The sequence below is a fragment of the Roseimicrobium gellanilyticum genome, from assembly GCF_003315205.1.
GTDB lineage: Bacteria > Verrucomicrobiota > Verrucomicrobiia > Verrucomicrobiales > Verrucomicrobiaceae > Roseimicrobium > Roseimicrobium gellanilyticum.
Window position 1 is genome coordinate 39,021 of sequence record NZ_QNRR01000021.1, and the last position, 21,683, is coordinate 60,703.

At 60.5% G+C, this 21,683-nt stretch carries 16 protein-coding genes; 13 read left to right on the forward strand and 3 right to left on the reverse strand.

Annotated elements, in window-relative coordinates; all coding sequences use genetic code 11:
- Nucleotides 1-103 precede the first annotated feature (103 nt).
- The 10 genes from DES53_RS31395 (at nt 104) to DES53_RS31445 (ending at nt 15,734) form a co-directional block, all read left to right on the forward strand.
- Nucleotides 104-559: a transposase gene (locus tag DES53_RS31395; RefSeq protein WP_113962298.1), complete on the forward strand. Its 456-nt coding sequence runs from the start codon at nt 104-106 to the stop codon at nt 557-559.
- Between the two features lie 470 nt (nt 560-1,029).
- On the forward strand, nt 1,030-3,360 hold the full coding sequence (locus tag DES53_RS31400) for a hypothetical protein (RefSeq protein WP_147263743.1): 2,331 nt from the start codon (nt 1,030-1,032) through the stop codon (nt 3,358-3,360).
- 108 nt (nt 3,361-3,468) lie between these two features.
- A complete protein-coding gene (locus tag DES53_RS31405; protein WP_113962300.1) occupies nt 3,469-4,179 on the forward strand; it encodes a class I SAM-dependent DNA methyltransferase in 711 nt (236 codons plus the stop codon).
- A 68-nt stretch (nt 4,180-4,247) separates the two neighbouring features.
- The gene (locus tag DES53_RS31410) at nt 4,248-4,568 is read left to right on the forward strand and encodes a hypothetical protein (protein ID WP_113962301.1); all 321 of its coding nucleotides are present in this window, start codon (nt 4,248-4,250) and stop codon (nt 4,566-4,568) included.
- A gap of 190 nt (nt 4,569-4,758) precedes the next feature.
- Complete coding sequence (locus DES53_RS31415; RefSeq protein WP_113962302.1) at nt 4,759-9,432, forward strand: hypothetical protein; 4,674 nt, start codon at nt 4,759-4,761, stop codon at nt 9,430-9,432.
- Nucleotides 9,433-9,582: 150 nt separating this feature from the next.
- Nucleotides 9,583-10,071, forward strand: a complete 489-nt coding sequence (locus tag DES53_RS31420; protein ID WP_113962303.1) for a DUF2059 domain-containing protein — start codon at nt 9,583-9,585, stop codon at nt 10,069-10,071.
- Between the two features lie 450 nt (nt 10,072-10,521).
- Complete coding sequence (locus tag DES53_RS31430) at nt 10,522-11,661, forward strand: prenyltransferase/squalene oxidase repeat-containing protein (protein WP_147263744.1); 1,140 nt, start codon at nt 10,522-10,524, stop codon at nt 11,659-11,661.
- Nucleotides 11,662-12,154: 493 nt separating this feature from the next.
- Nucleotides 12,155-12,922 (forward strand): hypothetical protein, encoded by a 768-nt coding sequence (locus DES53_RS31435; protein ID WP_113962306.1) that lies wholly within the window; start codon nt 12,155-12,157, stop codon nt 12,920-12,922.
- A 414-nt stretch (nt 12,923-13,336) separates the two neighbouring features.
- Entirely contained in the window at nt 13,337-14,845 is a 1,509-nt protein-coding gene (locus tag DES53_RS31440; RefSeq protein ID WP_113962307.1) for an ammonium transporter, read from the forward strand.
- Between the two features lie 280 nt (nt 14,846-15,125).
- Entirely contained in the window at nt 15,126-15,734 is a 609-nt protein-coding gene (locus DES53_RS31445; protein WP_170157572.1) for a GNAT family N-acetyltransferase, read from the forward strand.
- Between the two features lie 53 nt (nt 15,735-15,787).
- Here the strand turns inward: DES53_RS31445 and DES53_RS31450 are convergent, their stop codons facing one another.
- Nucleotides 15,788-17,083 carry a hypothetical protein gene (locus DES53_RS31450; protein WP_147263745.1) on the reverse strand — a complete coding sequence of 432 codons (1,296 nt, stop codon included), beginning with the start codon at nt 17,081-17,083 and terminating at the stop codon, nt 15,788-15,790.
- 628 nt (nt 17,084-17,711) lie between these two features.
- On the opposite strand from DES53_RS31450, the gene DES53_RS31455 reads away from it, so the two are divergent.
- Entirely contained in the window at nt 17,712-18,299 is a 588-nt protein-coding gene (locus DES53_RS31455; protein ID WP_113962310.1) for a hypothetical protein, read from the forward strand.
- A 178-nt stretch (nt 18,300-18,477) separates the two neighbouring features.
- Entirely contained in the window at nt 18,478-19,380 is a 903-nt protein-coding gene (gene sigJ / locus DES53_RS31460) for an RNA polymerase sigma factor SigJ (protein WP_170157573.1), read from the forward strand.
- Nucleotides 19,381-19,445: 65 nt separating this feature from the next.
- Here the strand turns inward: sigJ and DES53_RS31465 are convergent, their stop codons facing one another.
- Entirely contained in the window at nt 19,446-19,661 is a 216-nt protein-coding gene (locus DES53_RS31465) for a hypothetical protein (RefSeq protein ID WP_113962312.1), read from the reverse strand.
- Nucleotides 19,662-19,889: 228 nt separating this feature from the next.
- The gene (locus tag DES53_RS31470; protein WP_113962313.1) at nt 19,890-20,666 is read right to left on the reverse strand and encodes a carbon-nitrogen family hydrolase; all 777 of its coding nucleotides are present in this window, start codon (nt 20,664-20,666) and stop codon (nt 19,890-19,892) included.
- 171 nt (nt 20,667-20,837) lie between these two features.
- On the opposite strand from DES53_RS31470, the gene DES53_RS31475 reads away from it, so the two are divergent.
- Nucleotides 20,838-21,653 carry a hypothetical protein gene (locus DES53_RS31475; protein ID WP_147263746.1) on the forward strand — a complete coding sequence of 272 codons (816 nt, stop codon included), beginning with the start codon at nt 20,838-20,840 and terminating at the stop codon, nt 21,651-21,653.
- Nucleotides 21,654-21,683 lie beyond the last annotated feature (30 nt).

The following is a 21,683-nucleotide window of genomic DNA, read 5'->3' on the forward strand; positions in this document are numbered from 1 at the left end:
TGCAATCCGCAGGCCGAAGGTCTGCTATAGGTCAGCCCAGGGCAACGCCCTGGGTTCCAGGGTCAAAATTCACAAGCCCTGAAAGGGCGGAATAGAACCTGCCATGGCCCAGTCACTCTCCAAAGTCCTGCTGCATGTCGTATACAGCACGAAGGATCGCGCTCCGTGGCTGAGTGACCCTGTGGTGCGAAAAGACCTGTACGCTTACATGGCGAGCATCATGAATGCGATGGATTGTCCTGCTCTGCTCATCAATGGCGTCGCGGACCACGTCCATACCCTGTGTCAGCTCTCCCGCAAAGTTGCCATCTGCGACCTATTGGAAGAAATCAAAAAACAGCCGTCAAAATGGCTGAAAACACAGGGCACATCATACCAAGGCTTCCACTGGCAAGCTGGCTATGGTGTCTTCTCCGTGAGCGAATCCAAGGGGGAGGATGTGAAGGCGTATATCCAAAATCAGGAGGAACACCATCGAAAGGTGTCATTTCAAGACGAGTTTCGCCGATTGTGTGAAAAGCACGCCGTTCCGTTGGATGAACGATATGCATGGGATTGAAGAACACATGACAATGCCACGCTTTATTCCGCCCTTTCAGGGCTCCATGATTTCCGGCAATATACCCAGGGCGTTGCCCTGGGCTAGCATGTTTCAGGCCTTCAGCCTGGAGTACAACAAGCGCGACTGACCACCGACTACTGACCACTGACCACTGACTACTGACTACTGACTACTGACCACTGACCACTGACCACTGACTACTGACTACTGACTACTGACTACTGACTACTGACTACTGACTACTGACTACTGACTACTGACTACTGACTACTGACTACTGACTACTGACCACTGACCACTGACCACTGACCACTGACCACTGACCACTGACCACTGACCACTGACCACTGACCACTGACCACTGACCACTGACCACTGACCACTGACTACCGACTACCGACTACCGACTACCGACTACCGACTACCGACTACCGACTACCGACTTCTCCCCCAAACTCACACCACCCTTGCCCCCCTCTCCCACACATACCTATCTTCGCTTCACAGGTGACTGGCCTCCGGTGCCGGTCTTCGCGGTGGCGATTGGGCTGGGACTGCTGATGTTTTTCTACTATCGCAGGGAACTGCGATTCCACTCAGGCATGGCAAGGTGGGTGCCCGCGCTGCTTCGTTCCATCGCGGTGTTCATGATCGTGATGTGTCTGGCGGGACCCATTCTGCGGCACGTGACCACTTTCCGACAGCTCGGGCGCGTGGTGCTCATGGTGGACGCGTCCGCGAGCATGTCCTTCACCGATGAACTGCCGCAAGCCAACGGCAAGGCTCCAGGCGAAGCGACAGCCGCACGAGAGGTGAAGCCGGCATTGCCCCGTTTCTCGCGTGCGGAGGATGCGCTTCTCACCCCGGGCATCTCACTCGCACGCCGCCTCGCGGAGAAGCATGATGTGGAGCTCTTTGCCCTGCGCGGATACAAGGCGGAGCGCCTCTGGTGGCAGCGCGATGAAGGGCGCGACATCTCTGGAGATCTGCCACTGAACTTTGAGTTCAAACCGGATGCCACCCTCACCAACCTGGATCAGCCGCTGCGCGATGCGCTCGGCCCCAGCCCGAACGGAGCTGCCCTGGTGCTGCTGACGGATGGCCAGCACAATGGTCCCGGCTCCCCCGAGGATCTCGCGGCCAGCATGGGTGAAAATGGCGTGCCCATCTTCACCGTGGGTTATGGCGCAGAACTCGCGCCGCCGGATCTCGCACTGCTGGGAGTGAAGGCGCCGGAGGCTGTCTTCTCGGAAGATCGCACGGAAGGGGTTCTCTTGATCAATGATGCCATTGCCGCCGGACTTCCGGCGATGGCCAGCATCACACAGGCGAACAAGGTGCTGTGGCAGCAGTCCTTCACCACCACCGGCAAGGGTGAGCGGCGCATGGAGTTCAGCTTTCCCGTAAAGGAACTCGCGGGTGACGTGAAGCAATCCCTGCGCCTGCTGAACGTGCGGGTGGAGCTCACCGGCAATGCCAGCGCACGCGACCGCATCACGGATAACAATCAACGCGTCATCGCCCTGCATCTGCTCACGCGGAAACGCAAGGTACTCATCGTCGATGGACGTCCGCGCTGGGAGACGCGCTATCTGAAAAACCACTTCGACACAGATGAGCGCTGGAAAGTCACCGCTGCGTTCGATGACTTCAAGGATGGCCCAAGTGATACGGTACAGGCAGCATTTCCCAAGACGCGTGAAGACCTGATGACCTACGACCTGGTGGTGCTGGGTGACATCCGCCCCAATGCCCTCCGTGAAGATCAGCAGGCCATGCTGATCGAGTTTGTGGAAAAGCGTGGCGGAGGACTCATCGTCATCGATGGACGCCGCGGACATCTTACCGAGTGGGCGAAGACGAAGGTCGGCAGCCTGATACCCGTCGCCTCGCGCGGGAAGAATGAACTCACCGAGCCCACCGGCTACCACCTTACCAAGGACGGCCTCACGCTGGAGGCGCTGCGCCTGGGTGACACCTCATCCACGAACGCAGCTCTGTGGACCAAGCTTCCCAAAGCCATGTGGACCTCCGCTGCGAGTCCGCAATCTGACGCCACCGTGCTCGCCCGCTTCGGAGGCAATGCAGAAAAGGATCAAGCTGCGCTGGTGTGGCGCCGTTATGGCGCCGGCAGCGTCCTGTGGCTGGGCACGGATGAGCTCTGGCGCTGGCGCTATGAAGTCGCGGACATGCATCACCAGAAATTCTGGATGCAGATCGCCTCGTGGATCGCCGCACCGCCATTTCTCGTGGAGAATGAGCGCGTGAGCCTCGGCATGGATCGCCTGCGCTATCAGGAAGGCGAAAGCGCGGAGCTGCGCGTGCGTCTGCGCGATGCGAAGGGCGCGGTGGTGGAAGATGCGAAGCCACGCGTGCATGTCTTCCGCAACGGTCTTGAGATTGCCACGCTGCAGCTTGACCCCGATGCGGCACACGGTGGCGTCTTCCGCGCCATGACCGGCGCGCTGCCCGGTGGGGATTATCAAATCACGGTCTCCGAGGCAAACCTGCCACCCGGCGATGTGAAGCTGGCCTTCCGCGTGGAGACGGGTGCGAATCAGGAATGGAGCCATCTCACCCTGAATCGTCCCCTGCTGGAAGGCATGGCTCGTGCCAGTGGTGGACGCTTCCTGCGCGAGGGAGACCTCTCCCAGTTGCCCGACTTGCTCCGTCAGCTCGACCGGCAGCAAACACGCGTGAAGGAAACGATCCTGTGGTCAAGCTGGTGGTGGTTTGGAATTGCGATGGTGCTGCTCACCATCGAGTGGCTTCTGCGGAAGCGGTGGCGGCTGGTGTGATAGCAACGCCGCAGGCGTTGATCCACCGCGACCGTTGGTCGCGGTGCGGTCCGCCTCACCACACCAGAAGTTTGTCGACGTCTGCTTACACGTAACTAAGTTGGACCGATGCACGCTGGAACCGCTGAGCTTTATGACGCCGTATACACCCGGATGAAGGATTACCGGGGAGAGGCGGAGAAGGTGCGAACCTGGATCGAGAAGCTGAGGCCGGGCGCGCAGAGCATTCTGGATGTGGCCTGCGGCACGGGGGAACATGCAAAGTACCTCTGCGCGAGCTACCAGGTGGATGGGGTCGACTTGAATGGGGACTACCTCACCGCCGCGCACCGGAAGAATCCCCAAGGGCGGCATGAGGTGGCTGACATGACCTGCTTCGACCTGCAGAAGAAATACGACGTGGTGCTTTGTCTGTTCAGCGCGATTGGCTACGCCATGACTTTGGAGAAGCTGAACTCGGCAATCCAATGCATGGCCGATCATCTGGCTCCGCAGGGAGCACTGATCGTGGAACCATGGCTCACGCCTGAACGCTGGAAGGCAGGGCGCCCGCACCTGGTTTCATTTGAGGAAGAGAACTTCAAGATATGCCGGATGAACACCACGGAAGTCCGTGGGGATCGGATCTCATTCATGCAATTCCACTTCCTGGTCGGGCGTCCGGCGGAAGTCATCCATTTCACGGAGGACCATGAGCTGGCGCTTTTCACCCAAGCGGAGATGCTGGGCGCGTTTCGGCATGCTGGACTGGAGCCCGAGTATGATGAAAAGGGAATTTTCGGAAGGGGCCTTTATTTTGCGAGGAAGGCCAGCGCTTGATCATCGGAGGAAGGACCACGTGAGCTTCCTGTCTTGCCATTTTTTGAGTCATACCTCATCATTCGTGCATGACCCGGCAGCAACTGGAGCACCTTGCGTATCAGGTCAGGGAAATCCGCGCGCGGCTTGAGAGTCCCCAAAGTGTCAGCTCGCTTCAGGAGGCGCTGTTCCTGGCACACAAGTTCCAGCAGTTTTCGTTTAACACGGAGCAATACAGACTTGAGATCGAGCCTGTCATCATGGGCATTGATCGGCTGATGGACATGGTCCCGGAGATCCGGAAAAAGGGGATGGGCAAGTTCAAGGAGGAGCAGCAATCGGCCGTGCAGGCGCTGACGGGTATGGGGGCACAAATGAGCGCCCGGCTGGAATCGGTGGCCCCATGGTAGGACTGGCTCTCCCGCTCCAGAGGCGGATGATTCATCCCGCTTGCCATCCCGCAGCCACCGGAAGACTGTTGGCAGGACTTTGCCTTTCCTCCCCAAGAAGCGGCCCTTCTGGAACGTATTAGAATAGGCCCGCACGCACCCTGCCCTCCCCGCCTGCTTCCACGAGCAGCCAAGTTCCCCATTTCCCCTCATGAGCACCAACACCTCCCTGCGCCCCATCACTCTGGAGGCGATTGGTCGTTTCCGGCAGCGTCGCAAGCAACTGCTCATCCAGCGTGCGTGGATGACAGCGGCCGTGGTGTTGCTCCTCCTGCTGCTCATGGTGGCGGTGGTGGACCGGCTCACTTTCATGGCGGACAGCATCCGCCAGTGGATGAGCTATGGGGCCTATGCCATCGCGGCGGTGGCTGCGTGGTGGCTGGGGCTGCGGATGGTGCGGCAGGCGCAGGATCTCTTCATCGCGGCCCGGCTCATGGAGAATGCCGATACGCGCATGCATGAAAAGCTGCTCTCCGCCGTGGAACTCTCCAAGGGCGACCCGGACCACCTGCCGGACTCGCCGGAATTCCGTGCCCTGCTGCAGGATGATGTGGCGAAGCAACTCGTGGGATTCGATGCCACGAAGATTCTCCCCTCCTCACTGAACCGCCGCTGGCTCATCACCCTGTGCTCGGTGGTGGCGCTCATCATCGGCTTGTGCTTTGTGGGCGGGCTGCACCTGCCCGGCTTCATGGCGCGAGCGGCGTTGCCGTTTGCCAACATCGGCCGCCCCTCCAGCACGAAGGTGCGCATTGTCACACCGCCAAAGGGAGATGCGCTCGTGGCCATCGCCTCCTCTGTGCCTCTCGGTGTGCAGATTGATGGGAAAATTCCCAACCGCATCCTGGTGGAGACCGTGAGCAATGGCGGCCGCCCCTCGCGCATGGAGCTCTCCCACGCAGGCGTGAACCGCTTCGATGGCAGCATCGGCATCGGTCAGCAGAATGTGCGCTACCGCGTGCTGGCAGGGGATGCCATCACGGCATGGCACACGCTTGAGGCCCGCCCGCGTCCGCGCATCGTGGAGTTTCAGAAGAAGATCACGCCGCCTGCCTACACCGGGCTGAAGGAGGAGACCATCACGGAAGACCACGGTGACATCTCCGCGCTGGAGGGCTCGAAGGTGACGCTCGTCATGAAGGCGAACCAGCCCATCGAGACCACCAAGGCCACGCTGCTGCCAGACATCGCCTCCGTGAATGTGACGCATGACAAGAAGGACATCCTCTCCGCAGAAATCACGGTGAATGGCAAGGCAGATGCGTGGCAGCTCGCGCTCACGGCGCAGGAGACGAAGTTCACCAACGAAGAATCCGCACCCTGGCGCATCGAGACCATCCCGGATCTGCCCCCGGCGATTGTCATCACCCAACCACGCGAGCAGCTCGAAGTGCGCGGTGATGATGCCGTGAAGGTGCTCGGCCATGCCACGGATGATGTGGGCCTGAAGCAGTGTGACATTTCCTATGCCATCAATGGTGCGAACTGGAAGGACACCGACCTCAAGGTACAGGCTGGCAAGGAGGCGGACATCAGCACCGAGTTCCGCCTGACGCCTCTGCCGGTGAAGCCGGGGGACACCGTGCTGGTGAAGCTCGCCACGACGGACGTGAAGGGACAACGCGCCGAGTCCACACCTGTCCGTCTGCTGATTGTGGAGGACAAGCTGGACCTCGCGCAGAGGCAGTTCGCCGCGCAGCAGCGCCGCCTCGCGCAGCAAGCGGTGGCCCTTGCGGAGGAAGCGCGGGAGATGCGCCGTGAAGCAGACAAGGTCCGTGATCCGAAAGAGCGCGGCAAGGATCCGCAAAAGGATGCGGAGTCTGATGCCGCGAAGGCGAAGATGAAGCAGAACCTCGCCGCCGTGCAGGAGAAGAGCAAGGAACTGTGGGAGCAGCTCAAGGAAAATGCCAAGCAGGCGCCGAACCCGCTGAAGGCGATGGAGGCAAATCTGGTGGGCCAGCGCCTTGCCGAGCTTCAGGGGATGCATCTCAAGGAAGTACAGGACCAGCTCCAGTCCGAGGAAGTGAGCGAACAGCAGCTCCGGCAGTCGGCGGATCGCGCGAACAATGCCGCGGAGACAGCGGCACAGGCATTGAGGGCCTTCGCCGCGGCAGACTCCGCACAGGCAGCACGCGAGTCCTTTGAGCACCTCGCGCCCCAGCAGAACCGTCTTGCGGACAAGGCCATCGATGCGAATCGCAAGAATGATGAGCGTGCGAAGTGGCAGGAGCAGCAGCGCGCAGCACTGGCCGCCTCCCAGACGGCGAAGAAGGATTTCGAGGCGCTGAAGGAGGTGATTCAAGAAGGCCGCCAGCGCGACGTGGCAAATCAAATCGACAATCTCACCAAGAAGAACACCGCGCTGGAAGCCTCACTCGATCGCGAGGGGCAGCATCAGTCGCCGGAGTATGTCTACGGCCAGGCGAATGAAATGCGCAACGCGGTGAACCAGGCGCGCGATACCAGCCGCTGGCTCGCGGATGAGACGGCGCAGAAGGCGAATGAAATGCGCGAACGCATGATGCAGCAGCAGAATCCCGCGCTGGCGAGCATCGACTCCGCACAGGACAACGCCGCAAAGGCCCTCTCCCAGATGAAGCGCGAGGAGGAAGCCGCCGCGAAGGGCAAGGAGAAGCCCAAGAAGGATGACTCGAAGGAAACCGAACCCCAGAAGGAGCAGGCGGCGGAGAAGCTGGCGGCGGCGGCACGGCAGTTCAAGGACCAGAGCGAGCTGCGCGAGCAGAACCACCAGACAAACACCCAGGCTGCGCTGGACATGAACCGCATGGGCCGCGCACTGGACAAGCTCGCGGAGAAGATTCGCCAGGACTCCACGTCCGAGCAGGTGAAGGACACGCTCGATCAGGCGCGCAAGCTTGCAGAGACTGCACGCACGCTGCAGGCGGACGCCATGGCCCAGGATGCCGCGCAGGCACTCCAGGAGTCACAGGACGCGGCGATGGCCCAGGCGGACCCCGCCAAGCAGGTGCCGGCCACACAGGCTGCTGCGAACCAGCTCAAGCAACTGCCCGAGGCCCTGCACCGCATGCAGCAGCATGACGCCGCGAATGCTGCGCAGGAGGCCATGAACAATGCGCAGTGGCAGCGTGACGAAACGCAGAACCAGCGCCGCCAGATGGCCGAGATGAAGCAGAACGGCCAGCAGCCCCAACCCATCCAGCCGCAGCAGAATCGTGCGCTGGAAGCGAATGCCAAGGCCGAGGCCAAGCTTGCAGAAGCGATGGAAAAGTTTTCTCCAAAGGTCGCCGAAGCACGGCAGAACCTCGAGGCCATGACCCCGAAGCTCAGCGAGCTGGCGAAGAATACCGCCTCCCAGCTGCAGCGCTCCCAGGAGCGAACGCAGCAGGCCGCACAGAATGCTGGGAACAACGAGCAGAGCCCCCAGGAAACCTCGGAGAAGGCGAACGCACTCATGCCCCAGGCGAAGGAGGACGCGCAGAAGCTTGCGGACCTGCAGGCCGCGCTGCGTCAGGAGGCAGACAAGGCTGATCTGAACAATGAACTGCAACGCCAGATGGCACGCACGGCGGACGTGGGTCTTGCCCAGATGCGCCAGCAGACGCCCCAGATTCAGCAGAACCTGCAACAGGCCGCGAATGCCTCGCAGGCGCCTCAACAAGCCCAGTCCCTGCAGAACGCCGCGAAAGCACAGCAGCAGACGGCGGACGGACTGAAGCAACTCGCGGAGAACCTTCAGAAGATGGAGAAGGGCGAGATGCTCGCACAGGATGCGCTCGCCGCGCAACAGGCCCTGGAGAAGGCCATGAACATCCAGCAGCCCCTGGATGAAGCGTACAACGAAGCCCAGAACATCGCTGAACTCATGGAGGCCGCCCAGGGTGACCCCAAGAAGGCGCTTGAGGCACTGGAGGCGGAACTGCAGAGAAATCCGCAGATGCAGCGCGCGCTCGGCGCCCTCGCCGCGCAGACGGCACAGGATTCCCAGCAGCAGCTCGCGCAGGCGCAGAACCAGCCTTTCATGACACAACCCGCCACGGAGTCAGAGGCGCAGGATCTTGCGCGTGTCGCACGGCATGAGGACCGTCTCGGCCAGCAGGAGGCCGCGAAACAGGTCGCGCAAGCCAGCAAGCAGCTGCAGCAGATGTCTGATGCCGCCAAGGCCGACCCGGGCAAGAACACGCCCCAGGCTGCCCAGGCCGCCACGCAAACGGCGCAGAACGCACAGCAGGCCGCCGCGCAGGCTGCGAAGGCTCAGGCCCAGACCATTCCCCCACCCTCCAACTTCATGAACGCTGCGAAGGCCTCCATGCTGGCCCAAGCCCTGGATCAGCTCGACCAGACGGTGAATGCGAAGCAGGCAGAGATGGCCCAAGGGCAACAGCAAGGCCAGCAGGGTCAGCAGCAGCAAGGGCAACAACAAGGCCAGCAACAGGGGCAGCAGCAGGGACAACAGAGTGGCCAGCAGCAGTCCGCCCAACAGGGTGCGCAGCAGAGTCTCGCCCAGGCGAGCCAGGCCCAGGCACAGAGCATGGCCCAGGCGCGCGCGCAGGGCATGGTCCCAGGACAGCAGCCCGCTCCGGGCAAGCAGATGGCCCAACAAGAGGGCATGAACCAGGACGGCCAGAACAGCCAGGCTCCGCAGGACCCGAGCGGCAAGCTCTCCATGACACAGACGAATCTGAACATGCCTGTGCTCAGCGTGGAGCAAGGCGGCGACTGGGGCCACCTGCCCAGCCGCATGGCGAAGGATCTCACCGAGGCCTCACGCCAGGAGCCCTCGCCGGAATACCGTGCAGCGATCGAGAGCTACTACAAGGCGATTGCGGAGAAGGCGAAAAAGTAGCGGCGGCGGAGAAATGGCACCGTGGCGAAGTTTTCCCTTGCAGTGATGGAAGAGCCTCCTTCATAACACCCGCGGAAGAATGCCGCTGCCTGGCGCCTGTCACTCCGGCAGGCCCATCCTACAGCCTCCGCAACTACGAATCATTCCATCATGAAAATTCTCAAAACCACGTTTCTTGCCGCCTTCATCCTCCCGGCGGCCCTGCTTCACGCCGAGCCTTCCGCCGAAAACCTGGCGGCCGCCAAGAAGCTCGCGGATACCATCAATCTGAAAGAGCAGATGGACGCGGGATTCGCGGCGATGATGCCGATGGTCGACCAGCTCTCGCAGCAGCTCAAGCTTGATGCGGCGGGCAAGGCGGAACTGGTCCAACTCTACAAGGACTGGTTCGAGAAGGACCTGGATCAGGCAAAGATGATGGGCAACATCGTCACCCTCTACGCGGAAACATTCACCGTTCAGGAACTGGATGGACTGCGCGACTTCTACCAGACGCCACTTGGCAAGAAGGCGCTGAAGGTCCTTCCCGAAATCATGCAGAAGGGTGCTCAGCTGGGCATGGACGAAGCCAAGACCAAGGAGCAGGCCCTCATGACCCGGCTGAATGCGTTCATTGAAAAGCACAAGCCCAAGAACTAGGACGGTCTGCTTTTCATCTTTTGGAAATGAAGCGGGGGCAGAAATGCCTCCGTTTTCTTTTGGAGTGGCGGCATCGTCGCCTTTTCATGAACTCTCCATCTTCCACCGTCGCGGCATTTCACCAGGGCTGAGAGCGACCATCCCCTCCTTTGAATGCGCCATCGAACGGTGCACGTACGCAAGTGATATTCATTCTCCTGCTTGCCACGAAGAACGTCAGGCACAGGAGGTGGAGCGTGGAGGATGGGGTGGACGAAGGCCCTCTGGGCTTTCCTCGCTTTCGGTACATGCCTGACGCATCTGTCTACCGCACAGGTGGCGGGCAGCACCTCCCCCTCTTTTTTCGCTGGCCGTGGAAGGATGATGGGCGGATGCTGCGATCTATCCTTGCCTGCTTTGAGCGTGCTGTTGAGTGCCTCACAGGTCGGTTTTGACAGAAGCGCAATGAACATGCTCCCCCACTCTCTCCAAAAGCGCGCGACGCGTTTCCTTGTATCCGTCCTTGGAGCGGGATTGTGTGTCGGGTCCTCCCTGCCATCTCAGGCGCAGGCTCCAGGCGACGCTGAGGCGCCGCCCATTTCGCCGGCGGTGAAGCAGAGTGTGGATCGCGCCGTGGCGTGGCTCCTCCAGCAGCAGCGGGCGCAGGGCTGCTACCTGGATGAGAATCGCGGTGATGCCGTGCCGCAGCACAGCGGGGCCATCACCTCGCTGGTGATCATGGCCCTGAGCAGCGTGGGTCACATGCCCACGGATCCCACGCCGGAGGGGCGCTCGCTGAATCGCGCCCTGCGTTTCATGGTGGACAATGTGGTGCCCACGGACACGGGCTACCTCGGGCAGGCGGACCGCTCCCGCATGTACGGACACGGCATCATGTCCCTGATGTACGCGGAGATGGTGGGGCAGACGCTGGATGATGAGATGGACAAGAAGATCCGCAGCCGCCTGCAACGCGCCGTCGATGTGATTATGCGCTCGCAGGATGTGGTGAAGAGCGAGGCGAACCGCGGCGGCTGGCGTTACGAGCCGGGCAGCAGTGACTCCGACATTTCCGTGAGCGTGTGGCAGGTGATGTCCCTGCGCGCCGCAAAGAACGCGGGACTGGATGTGCCCAAGGAAGCCATCGACAAAGCCGTGGAATACATCAAGCGCAGCTACCGCAGCGATCGCAATCCGGACGGCACACCGAAGAACATGGAGGCGGCCTTCAGCTATGAGCCCTACGGCGGCCGGCAGACCTTCTCCACCACGGCGGCGGGCATCCTCTCCCTGCAGGTGTGCGGTGAGTATGAGGCACCGGAGGTCATCGGCGGCGCGAACTTCCTGATGAAGAATCCGCCCGCACCAAGCGAGGCATGGTTTTTCTACGGCACGTACTACTACGCACAAGGCATGTACCAGCGTGGTGGCGAGCAGGCGGCCGTGGCCCGGCAGAAGACGGAGCAGATGCTGCTGGAACTGCAGCAGCCGAATGGCTCGTGGCAGCCGCGCAACGGGAATGAACGCAGCGCAGGCCCAGTCTATGCCACAGCACTGGCGCTGCTGAGCCTCTCCGTGCACCACCATTTCCTGCCGATTTATCAGAAGTAGTGGCGGCGCCCCCGGGCGATACACACAAGGCATGGGCACTGCCATGAATGCACGGTGGCCCGATGCGGCACTGTCTGGACAAAGTTATACCAGGACGAGTTGAAAACAGGTCTCTAAACGCGACGAACTTACCCAGCGCGTTGCGGCAGGCCCAAGGAACGGGAACGCCTCGTTCCCGTCAGCGGTCACCATGCTTGGTGATGTTGCGTGTCGAGTGCCCCCGTGTTCCAACAGAGTTCTTTGGCGGATACACGCCCTAAACCCTTTCACCCACGGGAACGAGGCGTTCCCGCTCCTTGGGCCTGTGCCACCTCCGTGTGTCTATGGATACGCTCGTCGTATGAACCATTTCAGGTAGTCCGACGTCTCATGCATAGACTCGGTTTCAACTTCCTTCGGTATTACTCGAAGCCAATGGTCATCGGATTCAGGCCCACCGCAATTTGGGATTTCCAATCCCATGAAAGGATGGTGAAATCTGCCGCATTCCTTCATGAAGCGCAGACTGCTGATCCTCTCCACGATCACGTGCCTCACGCTGCTTGCCTTGGTGCCGCTGGCCATGTCGGCATGGGCGCTCTCCATCCTGAGGGCGGAGGAAGGCCACCGCACGAAGGTCGTCTGGGGTGTTCCGAAGCCGCTCCAACAGCAGTTCTTGAAGAAATTCATCGCGCCCAAGAACTTCAAGTGGCGGCCGTACTCATTGACCATCGGTGGCTCTGTAAGCAACGCTGAACAACTGGCAGCGGCGCTCCCGTGGTTGCCGGGGACAGTGAAAAAGATGACCATCCTCATCCATGATGATGCGGATGCCCTCAAGGTGTACCACGCCTCCATGCAGCTCGATGAACTGGAACATTTCGCATTCACGGGCGCGGAGCTGGACCCGAAATCCATCGCGGAACTCAAGCGGCTGCCGCAACTGAAGACATTGACGCTCCAGTGGGCACCGGATGATTTGCGTGAGTTTCCCAAACTGCCCGCATTGGAGCATGCCTTTCTGAGTGTGAAAACGGTGAAGCCCGAGTCACTGGCCAGGGTGTATGCCTGCCCGAAACTGAAGCGCCTGCAGATTCTGGGAAAGTCCATGACCCTGGCAGAACTGCAGGCCTTTGACTGGCGGCACTCCTCCCTTCAGGAACTGATCCTGGGAAGCGTACAGGCGACGGATGCCGAGCTCGGAGCCCTGTTGGCAGACATCAAGAAGCAAGCACCAACCCTGAAGGTCCTGTACATGAACAATGGTCCCAAGAAGAAGTAGGACGTTTGGGTGACGTCGACGAAGGCCCTCGGGGCTTCCCTTCCCTGCTCCATTCTCGGCGGGTGGGGTATGGTGTGATGCCAGCCCTGCAGAGGGGGACTCACCGGCTCTTTTTGGTGCTGGGGGAAAGTGGATTATGGGTACCCATCCATATTTTTTGACGGCAGGGACACTGAAGACATTTCCACCGCAAAAGGTATTGAACTTCAAAAGCTTACGTGAAGTTCAGGCACACTCGTTTCGAGTCCAAATCAGCGAGTGAAACGTTAAAGCTGCTCCCAGCATGAACTTTTTTAAGCCCTAAGGCGGCAGTTGGCACGCCCCCTGCTTTCTGCGTCTCCGTTCTCGTTCGGCGTCACGCTCTTCCGCGGGGTCTCCGGCAGGCATCACGAAGACAATACATCACACCAACCTATGATTCGAACTCACATCCTTGGAAAAACCCAGCTCGTGGCGCTCGCTGCTGCTGCGATCCTTACGGGTGGCAGCTGGCTTTCGGCGCAAGACGCGCCGGCGCCTGCCCCGGCACCCGCCCCTGCTGCTGCTGAAGCCGCCGCTCCCGCGGAACCTGCTGACCCCACCTTGGAACAGCGTGTGGCTGACATCGAAGCATACATGAACAACGTCCAGCGTCCGACTGATCCTCCCGCTGGCGAAGAGCGCAAGGTGAAGTCCAACATTCCTGGACCTGGACCTGGCCACAATGCCTGGCAGATGACGAGCTCGGCCCTCGTGCTCTTCATGACCCTTCCGGGCCTGTTCCTGTTCTACGGCGGTCTGGTGCGCAGGAAGAACGTCCTCTCCGTGATCGCCCAGTGCATGGGCATCGCGGGTCTGGTCGCCATCCTCTGGTGGGCCGTTGGTTACAGTCTCTCCTTCGGTGGCACGGGCAAGTTCCTTGGTGATACCAGCATGGCCTTCCTCAAGGGTGTGGAACCCGGCAATACCGGTGCTGGCTACTGGTGGATCTCGGACGTGATGTGGTGCATTTTCCAGCTCACCTTCGCGATCATCACTCCTGCTCTTATCATCGGCGCCATCGCTGAGCGCATGAAGTTCATCTCCGTGCTGATCTTCGTGGCCATCTGGATGTTCGCTGTGTACTTCCCCTTCGCCCACATGGTATGGAGCACCTCCGGCTTCATGTGCGGTCCGCTGAACAAGGAAGCCACCATCAAGGCCATCGACTTCGCTGGTGGTACCGTGGTGCACATGACCTCCGGTTGGAGCGCCCTGGTGCTCTGCCTCATCCTCGGACCCCGCAAGGGCTACGGCAAGGAGCCAATGCCTCCGCACAGCATGGTGCTCTGCGCCATCGGCACCGGCATGCTCTGGGTTGGCTGGTACGGCTTCAACGCGGGTTCCGCGCTTGGTGCTGACGCCATCGCCTCCAACGCCTTCGGCACCACCACCTTCGCAGCGGCTACCGCTGGCTTCACCTGGGGTGTGCTTGAGTGGATTCTCCGTGGCAAGCCCTCCGTGCTCGGCTTCTGCTCCGGCATCGTGGCTGGTCTTGTGGTCATCACTCCTGCCGCTGGCTTCGTGACCCTGACCTCCTCGGTCATCATGGGCGTGCTCGCCGGTGTGGTTCCCTTCATCGCGTGCATCTTCATCAAGAAGGCTCTTGGTTATGACGACTCGCTCGACACCTTCGGTGTGCACGGCGTGGGCGGCACCCTGGGCGCCATCCTCACCGGCGTCTTCGCTGATGAGAAGGCCAACAGCGTGGTGGGCGGCCTCAAGGACGGCCTCCTCATGGAACAGCTCAAGGCGGTGGGTCTGACCATCGTGTGGGCTGTGGTGGCCACCGCGGTCATCGCCTTCATCGTGAAAGCCATCGTCGGCCTCCGTGCGACGCCCGAAGTGGAAGAGTCCGGCCTGGACCTTCCGGAACACGGCGAAGCCGGTTACGAAATGCACTAACACCAAGTTTGGGTTGTTACGGTCGGTTCCGTAATGCGAACGCCGGTGGGGTTTCCCCGCCGGCGTTTTGTTTTGGGTGGAGAAGAGGTGCGCAGTCCAAAGTAGTTTCGGCTTCCGTCGAGTTGGAACTGGAAACCTCTTGTGACTTGCCACGCGCTTTTGATTCGACTGAAGTCGAAGCTACTTTGGTGACAGGTTATCCAGTTGTCAGGCCCAAAGCGTAATGCACCATGCAAGTGACGCTCCGTCTCATCCAGACGTGCTGAGGCACAGTAAAGTCATGCAACAGGAGCCTGTGATATTTGCCACCCCAGGGTACTATAGTCGTGAATTGGCTGCTGAGGAAGTGCCGCAGTTACAGGCATTGTTTGACGCGAATCCGGAGTACTTCCTCGCGATGAACGGGCAGCCGCCACAAGGACACGAAGCGTGGGGAGAGTTTGGAGACTATCCCCCCGCGCACCTCCCGTATGCGAAGCGGTGGTTCGCAGGTCTCTTTGATGAACACGGGAAGATGGTGGGAGTAGTCTCGATGGTGTCGGATTTTTGCGTGGCTCACGTGTGGCACGTCGCACTGTTCATGATTGCCACCCGCTTTCAGGGGCAAGGTGTGGCCCGGGCGATCTATGAAGCGCTGGAAATTTGGATGCACGACTCAGGCGCGCGATGGATCCGGCTGGGCGTCGTACGAGGAAATGCCCGTGCGGAGCGTTTCTGGACGAGGCAGGGCTTTCAGGAAGTGCGTGCCCGCCATGTCGCTGAGCCGGATGGACGCACCACGAGCGTCCGCGTGATGGTGAAGCCGATGGAGCCATGGAAACCGGAGAGCGAGATCAAGGAATACCTGGCACGCGTGCCAAGGGACAGGCCGGAGTCAGAACTACCGTGAGGTCGCTGGCATCCGTCGCAACAGCCCACTGTCAGACCTGCACAGCCCACGCGCTACCTCGGCTTCATCAGCCTCACCGACTTGATTGTGATCGTGTCTCCAGCGCTGCCAACCGGTACCGGGTCGAAGCGCAGACGAATGATGCTACCCTTGTAGCTTGGGACACTTGCAAGATCGATCTCATAGCGATGAAACTCACCATCACCCTGGATGGGAAACTGGATGAAATCCTTCGCTCCCGGTGCGTCTTCACCGTGGCGCTGCCAGTAGACCACGGCCGTCTTGTGAGAGGTCTTGATGGCGCATTCGATCGACAACCGTGGAGCCTCTTCCGCGCGCCAGAAAGAAAAGGCGCTGAGCAATTGGGGGTCCTCCTGGTCGAGTGTCACCTGAAGCGCACCGCGGACGGGCCAGCCTGCATCCCGTGCGTTCATGTAGATCCAGCCTTGCCGGTCATTCTCAAACGTCCATGCCGGGAGCGCTGATGACGATGCCTTGCTGGCCATCGCGCGAGCGCGTATCTCTGCCAACGTTCCCGCCAGCAGCTCGTAGCGGAACTCATAGACGATGTTGTGGTCGAGAATCTCCTGTCCCTGGCCTGCGAGATAACCGGTGCTCGTGGCGTGCGTGTCGTTCGGTCCCGGCTTCCCCGCAAAACCGCCTGTGAAAAAGGTGCGCCCCGGCGTGAGCAGACCGAGGCCTCTGTCGTTGTCATCGAGCAAGGCAGCCCAGCCCTCCGTCCCCTGCCAGAAGGACCACGGATGCTTGCCCGTCGACTTGGGGATGATGTTCGCCGGAGCATCACTAAAAGGCTGGTCACCCGTGTAGCTCACCACGCGGTGGAAGGGAGCATTGGCATACACCGCCGGCAGTTCCTGGAGCCGCGCGGGATATTGCATCTTGTCGACGCGGGCATTGTTCAAGCGGGCACGCACCGTGACCACTGCACCATCCAGGCGCAGCCATGACTCGAAAGTACAATCCCCCGGCACGTTGTTGAGCGGCCACTGCAGCGGCAGCGTCTTCACATAGATCGACTGTCCATCGTTGCGATGCTCCAGCACCTTCGAGCCATGCTTGAAATCATCTCCCGCCTGAATGGGATTCCAGCCGATGTGTTCCCAATGTTCTGAAGGCTGCTGGCCATTCACCGAGAACGGCACCGGACCGGAAAAGAAGGAAAGCTGCACCTGCCGGCCGAGATCGAAGTTGTTGATCACATTCTCCTCCCCTGCCCTGGCCAGAAAGACAATGGCTCCGCCGCGATTCAAATCGATGCCGACCTTCACGTCGGCATTGCTGAGGTAGCTCATGCTCGCGCCATCGGGCACTCCTGCTGATAAGGCCATGAAGTGACAGCAGAAGAGAACCGGGAGGAGGAGAGTCGATTGAAGTAGCGTCCTATTCACGGGAAATGGTATGTGCCCTTCATGAAAGGCGTCTTGTGGATTCGTTCAACAGGTGAGTCACGGTAGCGCATAAACGTCATGGAGAAGGGCGATACGCACAAATGATCCGGATGCTGTGACGCGAGCAGCCCTGCTGCCGCTTTGCTCAAGTGCAGCCTGCTGCACGCCGCGTTGCGACGAAGTCGCCAAGTTTCTCTGGGCACTTTGCGCTACGAGCGAGCGTCACACTGTTGCCGACGCACGCAATGCCCAGGCATTTGGGAGCTTCGCTGCATCGAAACGCGCAGCAGGCTACGCCAGGGAAAGCGGCAGCAGGGCTGCGCGCAGTCCAAGGACGCTGCGCGTCATGGTCTCTGGATCATATGGGGAGGAACGTCAGAGTGAGCGGAAGGCCAAGCAGAAGATGGGTATGCGGAGGCCCTCGGGGCTATCCTACATGTCCTGAAGTAGTAACAGCACACACGGAGGAGACAGCGGCGCGGGCAAAGAAAATGAAAAGAAAAGTGCTCCGGCAGTCACAGTCCCGGGGGGCTGTCTCGTCATCACTGGTGACACCCAAGAAACGACCATGAAAAACACCACTACCCATACCGCCACCCTGGATGCCGAACCGCAAACCCAGCAAACCGCGAATCCGCCGCGCAGCATTGAAGCAGCACGGGAGGGGTTGCGGGCGTTTGCCCAGCACTATGACTATGATGTGAGCTATCTGGAGGCGCTTATGGACGCGTCGCCGGAAGCGTTCTTCGCGTTTGAAGCGGCCATGGGAGCAAGCCGGTTTCAGAAGGCGGCGCCGACGGAGTTGCTCGCCATCGTGAAGATCGCCGCGCTACGCACGGAGGACTGCGGTCCCTGCACAGAGTTGGCCATCAAGATGGGTCGCGAGGCGGGCATACCGGATGCGATCATGCGCGGTGCATTGCACGGCGGGAAGGGCCTGAGCCCGGAGCATCTGGACGTTTATCAGTTCGCCCACGCGGTGACCACGAATGAAGAGATGGACCCGGACCTGCTGCCGCGTCTGGAGTCCCGCTGGGGTCGCGAGGTGATGGCAGAGCTCGGAGTGGCACTCGTGGGCGCACGCATCTATCCTACGATCAAACGTGCTCTGGGATATGCAAAGAGCTGCTCGCTGATTCCCGGACTGCTCGCATAGGGCGCGGGAGGGTTGATGGTCTATGGTTGATAGTTGATAGCCTGAACCAGAGGCTGCTGACAGGCACCAAAATCGCAATGAGCGGATGGATTCCTCTTCAGACTATCAACGCACAACCACCAACCCTCAACTTTTCTCAAGCTATCAACTATCAACCATAAACCATCAACTCTTCCCCATGACCTTCTCCAACCCCCAGGCCGCCGCATTTGAAGAGCATCGCGGTCTGCTGACCGGCGTGGCTTATCGCATGCTGGGCTCCGTCAGTGATGCGGAGGATATGGTGCAGGAGGCGTGGCTGCGCTGGACAGGCGCGGATACGTCCGAGGTGAAGTCCCCCAAGAGCTGGCTGCTCACGGTGGTGAGCCGGCTTTGTCTGGACCGCATGAAATCCGCGCGCGTGCAGCGGGAGCAGTACTACGGCACCTGGTTGCCGGAGCCGTATGTGAATGCCTGCGCGGAAGAGGCCAGTGTGCATGCAGAACAGGTGGATGAGAGTGTGTCGATCGCACTCATGCTGGTACTGGAAAAGCTGTCCCCGGAGGAGCGCGCCGGCTTCCTGCTGCATGAAGTATTCGGTCACACGTATGACGAGATTTCCGACATCCTCGGCAAGCCCGCGGCGAACTGTCGCAAGATGGTGTCGCGCGCGCGGGAGCGAGTGCGGTCAGAGAAGCCTCGCTTCACCGCGACGCATCAGGAGCATGAGGAGTTGCTGAAGAAATTCCTCGAAGCGTGTCGCGCCGGTGAACTGGAGCCACTGCTCAATCTGCTGGGTGAAAATGCGTCCCTGCACTCGGATGGTGGCGGCAAGGCGACCGCTGTGCCGAAGGTACTGCGTGACCGGAATGTGATCGCAAAGTTCTTCGTCAATGTCGTCCGGGCCGGAGAAGCAAGCGCGGATGGATTCGAAACACGCGTGACCACCTTCAATGGAGCACCAGGTCTGCTGCTCCTGGTGAAAGGGCATCCGGTCACGGCATTGTCATTGGAGGTACAAGACGGGAAGATCCATGCGATCTTTGCACACCGGAATCCGGACAAGCTGCGGCTGTTTGAGCAGGGAAGCACTGAGGAATAGCCGCAAAAGAGAGTAAAGAACTTAAGGGGTGAGCATGGGACCGCGGTGCCACCCGCAAGACCGTCTCACGTCTTGTGCCGCAGAGTTTTCACGCCAAGGGCAACCATGGCGATCATCAGCAGAATACCCAAAAGAGCCGCACCAGGCGCGTCGTCAGTTTCGCCAACGTAGATGCCGGCCAGGGCAATGACTACGCCGATAGCAAAGAAGGCGAATGCCTTGAGGTAGTTTGCTGTTGAGGGCTTCACGCCATCTCCCTTCGCTGGTTGTTTCACATTCATAGGTGAAACTATGGACCCGGCATGTGAAGCGTAGATGAACGTGGTGGGAAATGCAGGTGAATTGTCCGGTGCGCAGGGCAATCGACATCAAGGGGAATGGGGGCGGTCTCGTGCATTGGATTCAACACAGAGACGCAGAGGAACCTCGGAGCCTGAGGTCACGTCGCGAATCGCGTGGCCTACTGACCACTGACCACTGACCACTGACCACTGACTACTGACTACTGACTACCCCCTCATATCCCGCAACGCCGGAAACTCCTCCCGCCAGGCCGTCACATCCGCGAGATCCAGCCGGGCACTGACCACGCCCACCCCTTCCCCCGCATCGGCAATGATGTGGCCGTGCGGACTCACGACGACGCTGCGGCCATTGTATTTGAAGTTCGGATCACTGCCAGTGCGGTTCACACCGATGACGTAGGCGAGGTTCTCAATCGCACGGGCTTGCAGCAGGGTGAGCCAGTGGTGGTAGCGCTTCACGGGCCAGCTCGCGATGACGACCATGACATCTGCGCCTTTTCTCACCGCGGTGCGGAAGTGCTCCGGGAAACGCAGGTCATAACACACCAGCGGCGCGACGGTGAAGCCTGCCCAGGGGAAGGTGACGATTTCAGAGCCCGCCCTGTGGCACTGGGATTCGCCGCCAAGGCTGAAGGGTTGAATCTTTGCGTAGCGCGCGAGCAGGGCGCCATCTGGCCCGAAGGTGACGGATTCATTCCACCCCATCTCAGCTTCGGACTGCCCTTCCACGGCAGACACCACACCTCCCATGACATGGCAGTCATGGTCGCGCGCCAGGCCGGAGAGAAAGGCCTCGTCCTCACGTGTCGGCGCCTGGGCGGTGGCGGAGAGGTTCAGGCTGAATCCCGTGGGAAACATTTCCGGCAGCACAACCAGTGAGCCCGGTTGGGGACGATTCACCTCCAGCAGGGAGCGCACTTTGCCGTAATTTGCGGCCTTGTCCTCCCAAGCGAGGTCGAACTGGACGAGATGCACATGCATGGCGATGAACGAATGACCAGCAGTGGCCCATCACGGGCGGGACTGCAATGGCTTTTCATGGCCTCGGCATCAGGACCTTGCCGCCAAATAGGTTGCGCCACGAATCAAAGTGCGCTTGGTTTGCGTAACCAGAACCAATGAGCAGGCGTACCCTGCCTGCGCATGTCTCCCATGAATCATTCCTTTCTTCCCCGATGGATGTCCCGGCTCAGTGGCGTGATCTGCGCCCTGGCCCTCTCCGCAGCTTCCGCCCAAGGCGAGGCCCAGAAGTATGACGCCGCCTCCTTCCCCGGATTCGTGGTGGATGAAGTGGTGGTGCCCGTGCCGAGCGAGATCTTCTCCGTACTGGACAAGCTGGGCGAGCCGAATTGGAAACAGGAGCTGCGCGGTGTGAAAACACCCACCACGACGGATCGCTATGAGCTCTCCCTCATCTTCGGCACCGTGGTCGCTGAAGGTTTCGTGGCTGTGCAGGCACAGGACAAGAAAGCCGTGGAAGACATTGGCCGCGAGGTGCTGAATCTCGCCCAGAGCCTGGGTCTCACGAAGGCCGTCCGCCCCCACGCCCAGAGCATCCTGGACGCCGTGGAGAAGAATGACTGGAAGGCTGTGCGCAAGGAATTCGACCAGACGCAGGCCACGGTCCGTTTTGAAATGGAGCGCACACGCGACATCGACCACGCCCAGTGCGTGAGCCTCGGAGGCTGGCTGCGTGGCACGGCCAGCGCCACCTCCGTGGTGGCCAAGGCCTACAACGCGGACCGTGCCGAACTGCTGAACCAACCCATGCTGGTGGAGCATTTCTCCAAGTCCATCACCGGCATGTCCTCCGAAGCCAAGAGCAATGCTACCGTGGCCGCCATCTCGAAGGGGCTGACCACCATCCGCAAGGCCATGGACTCCCAGGATGGCAACATCACCCAGGAGCAGGTGACCACCATTCGCAAGACCTCCGAAGAATTGCTGGCACAGATCCTCAAGAAGTAAGTCGCTCTCCGGACACATCCCAAAAAGTCA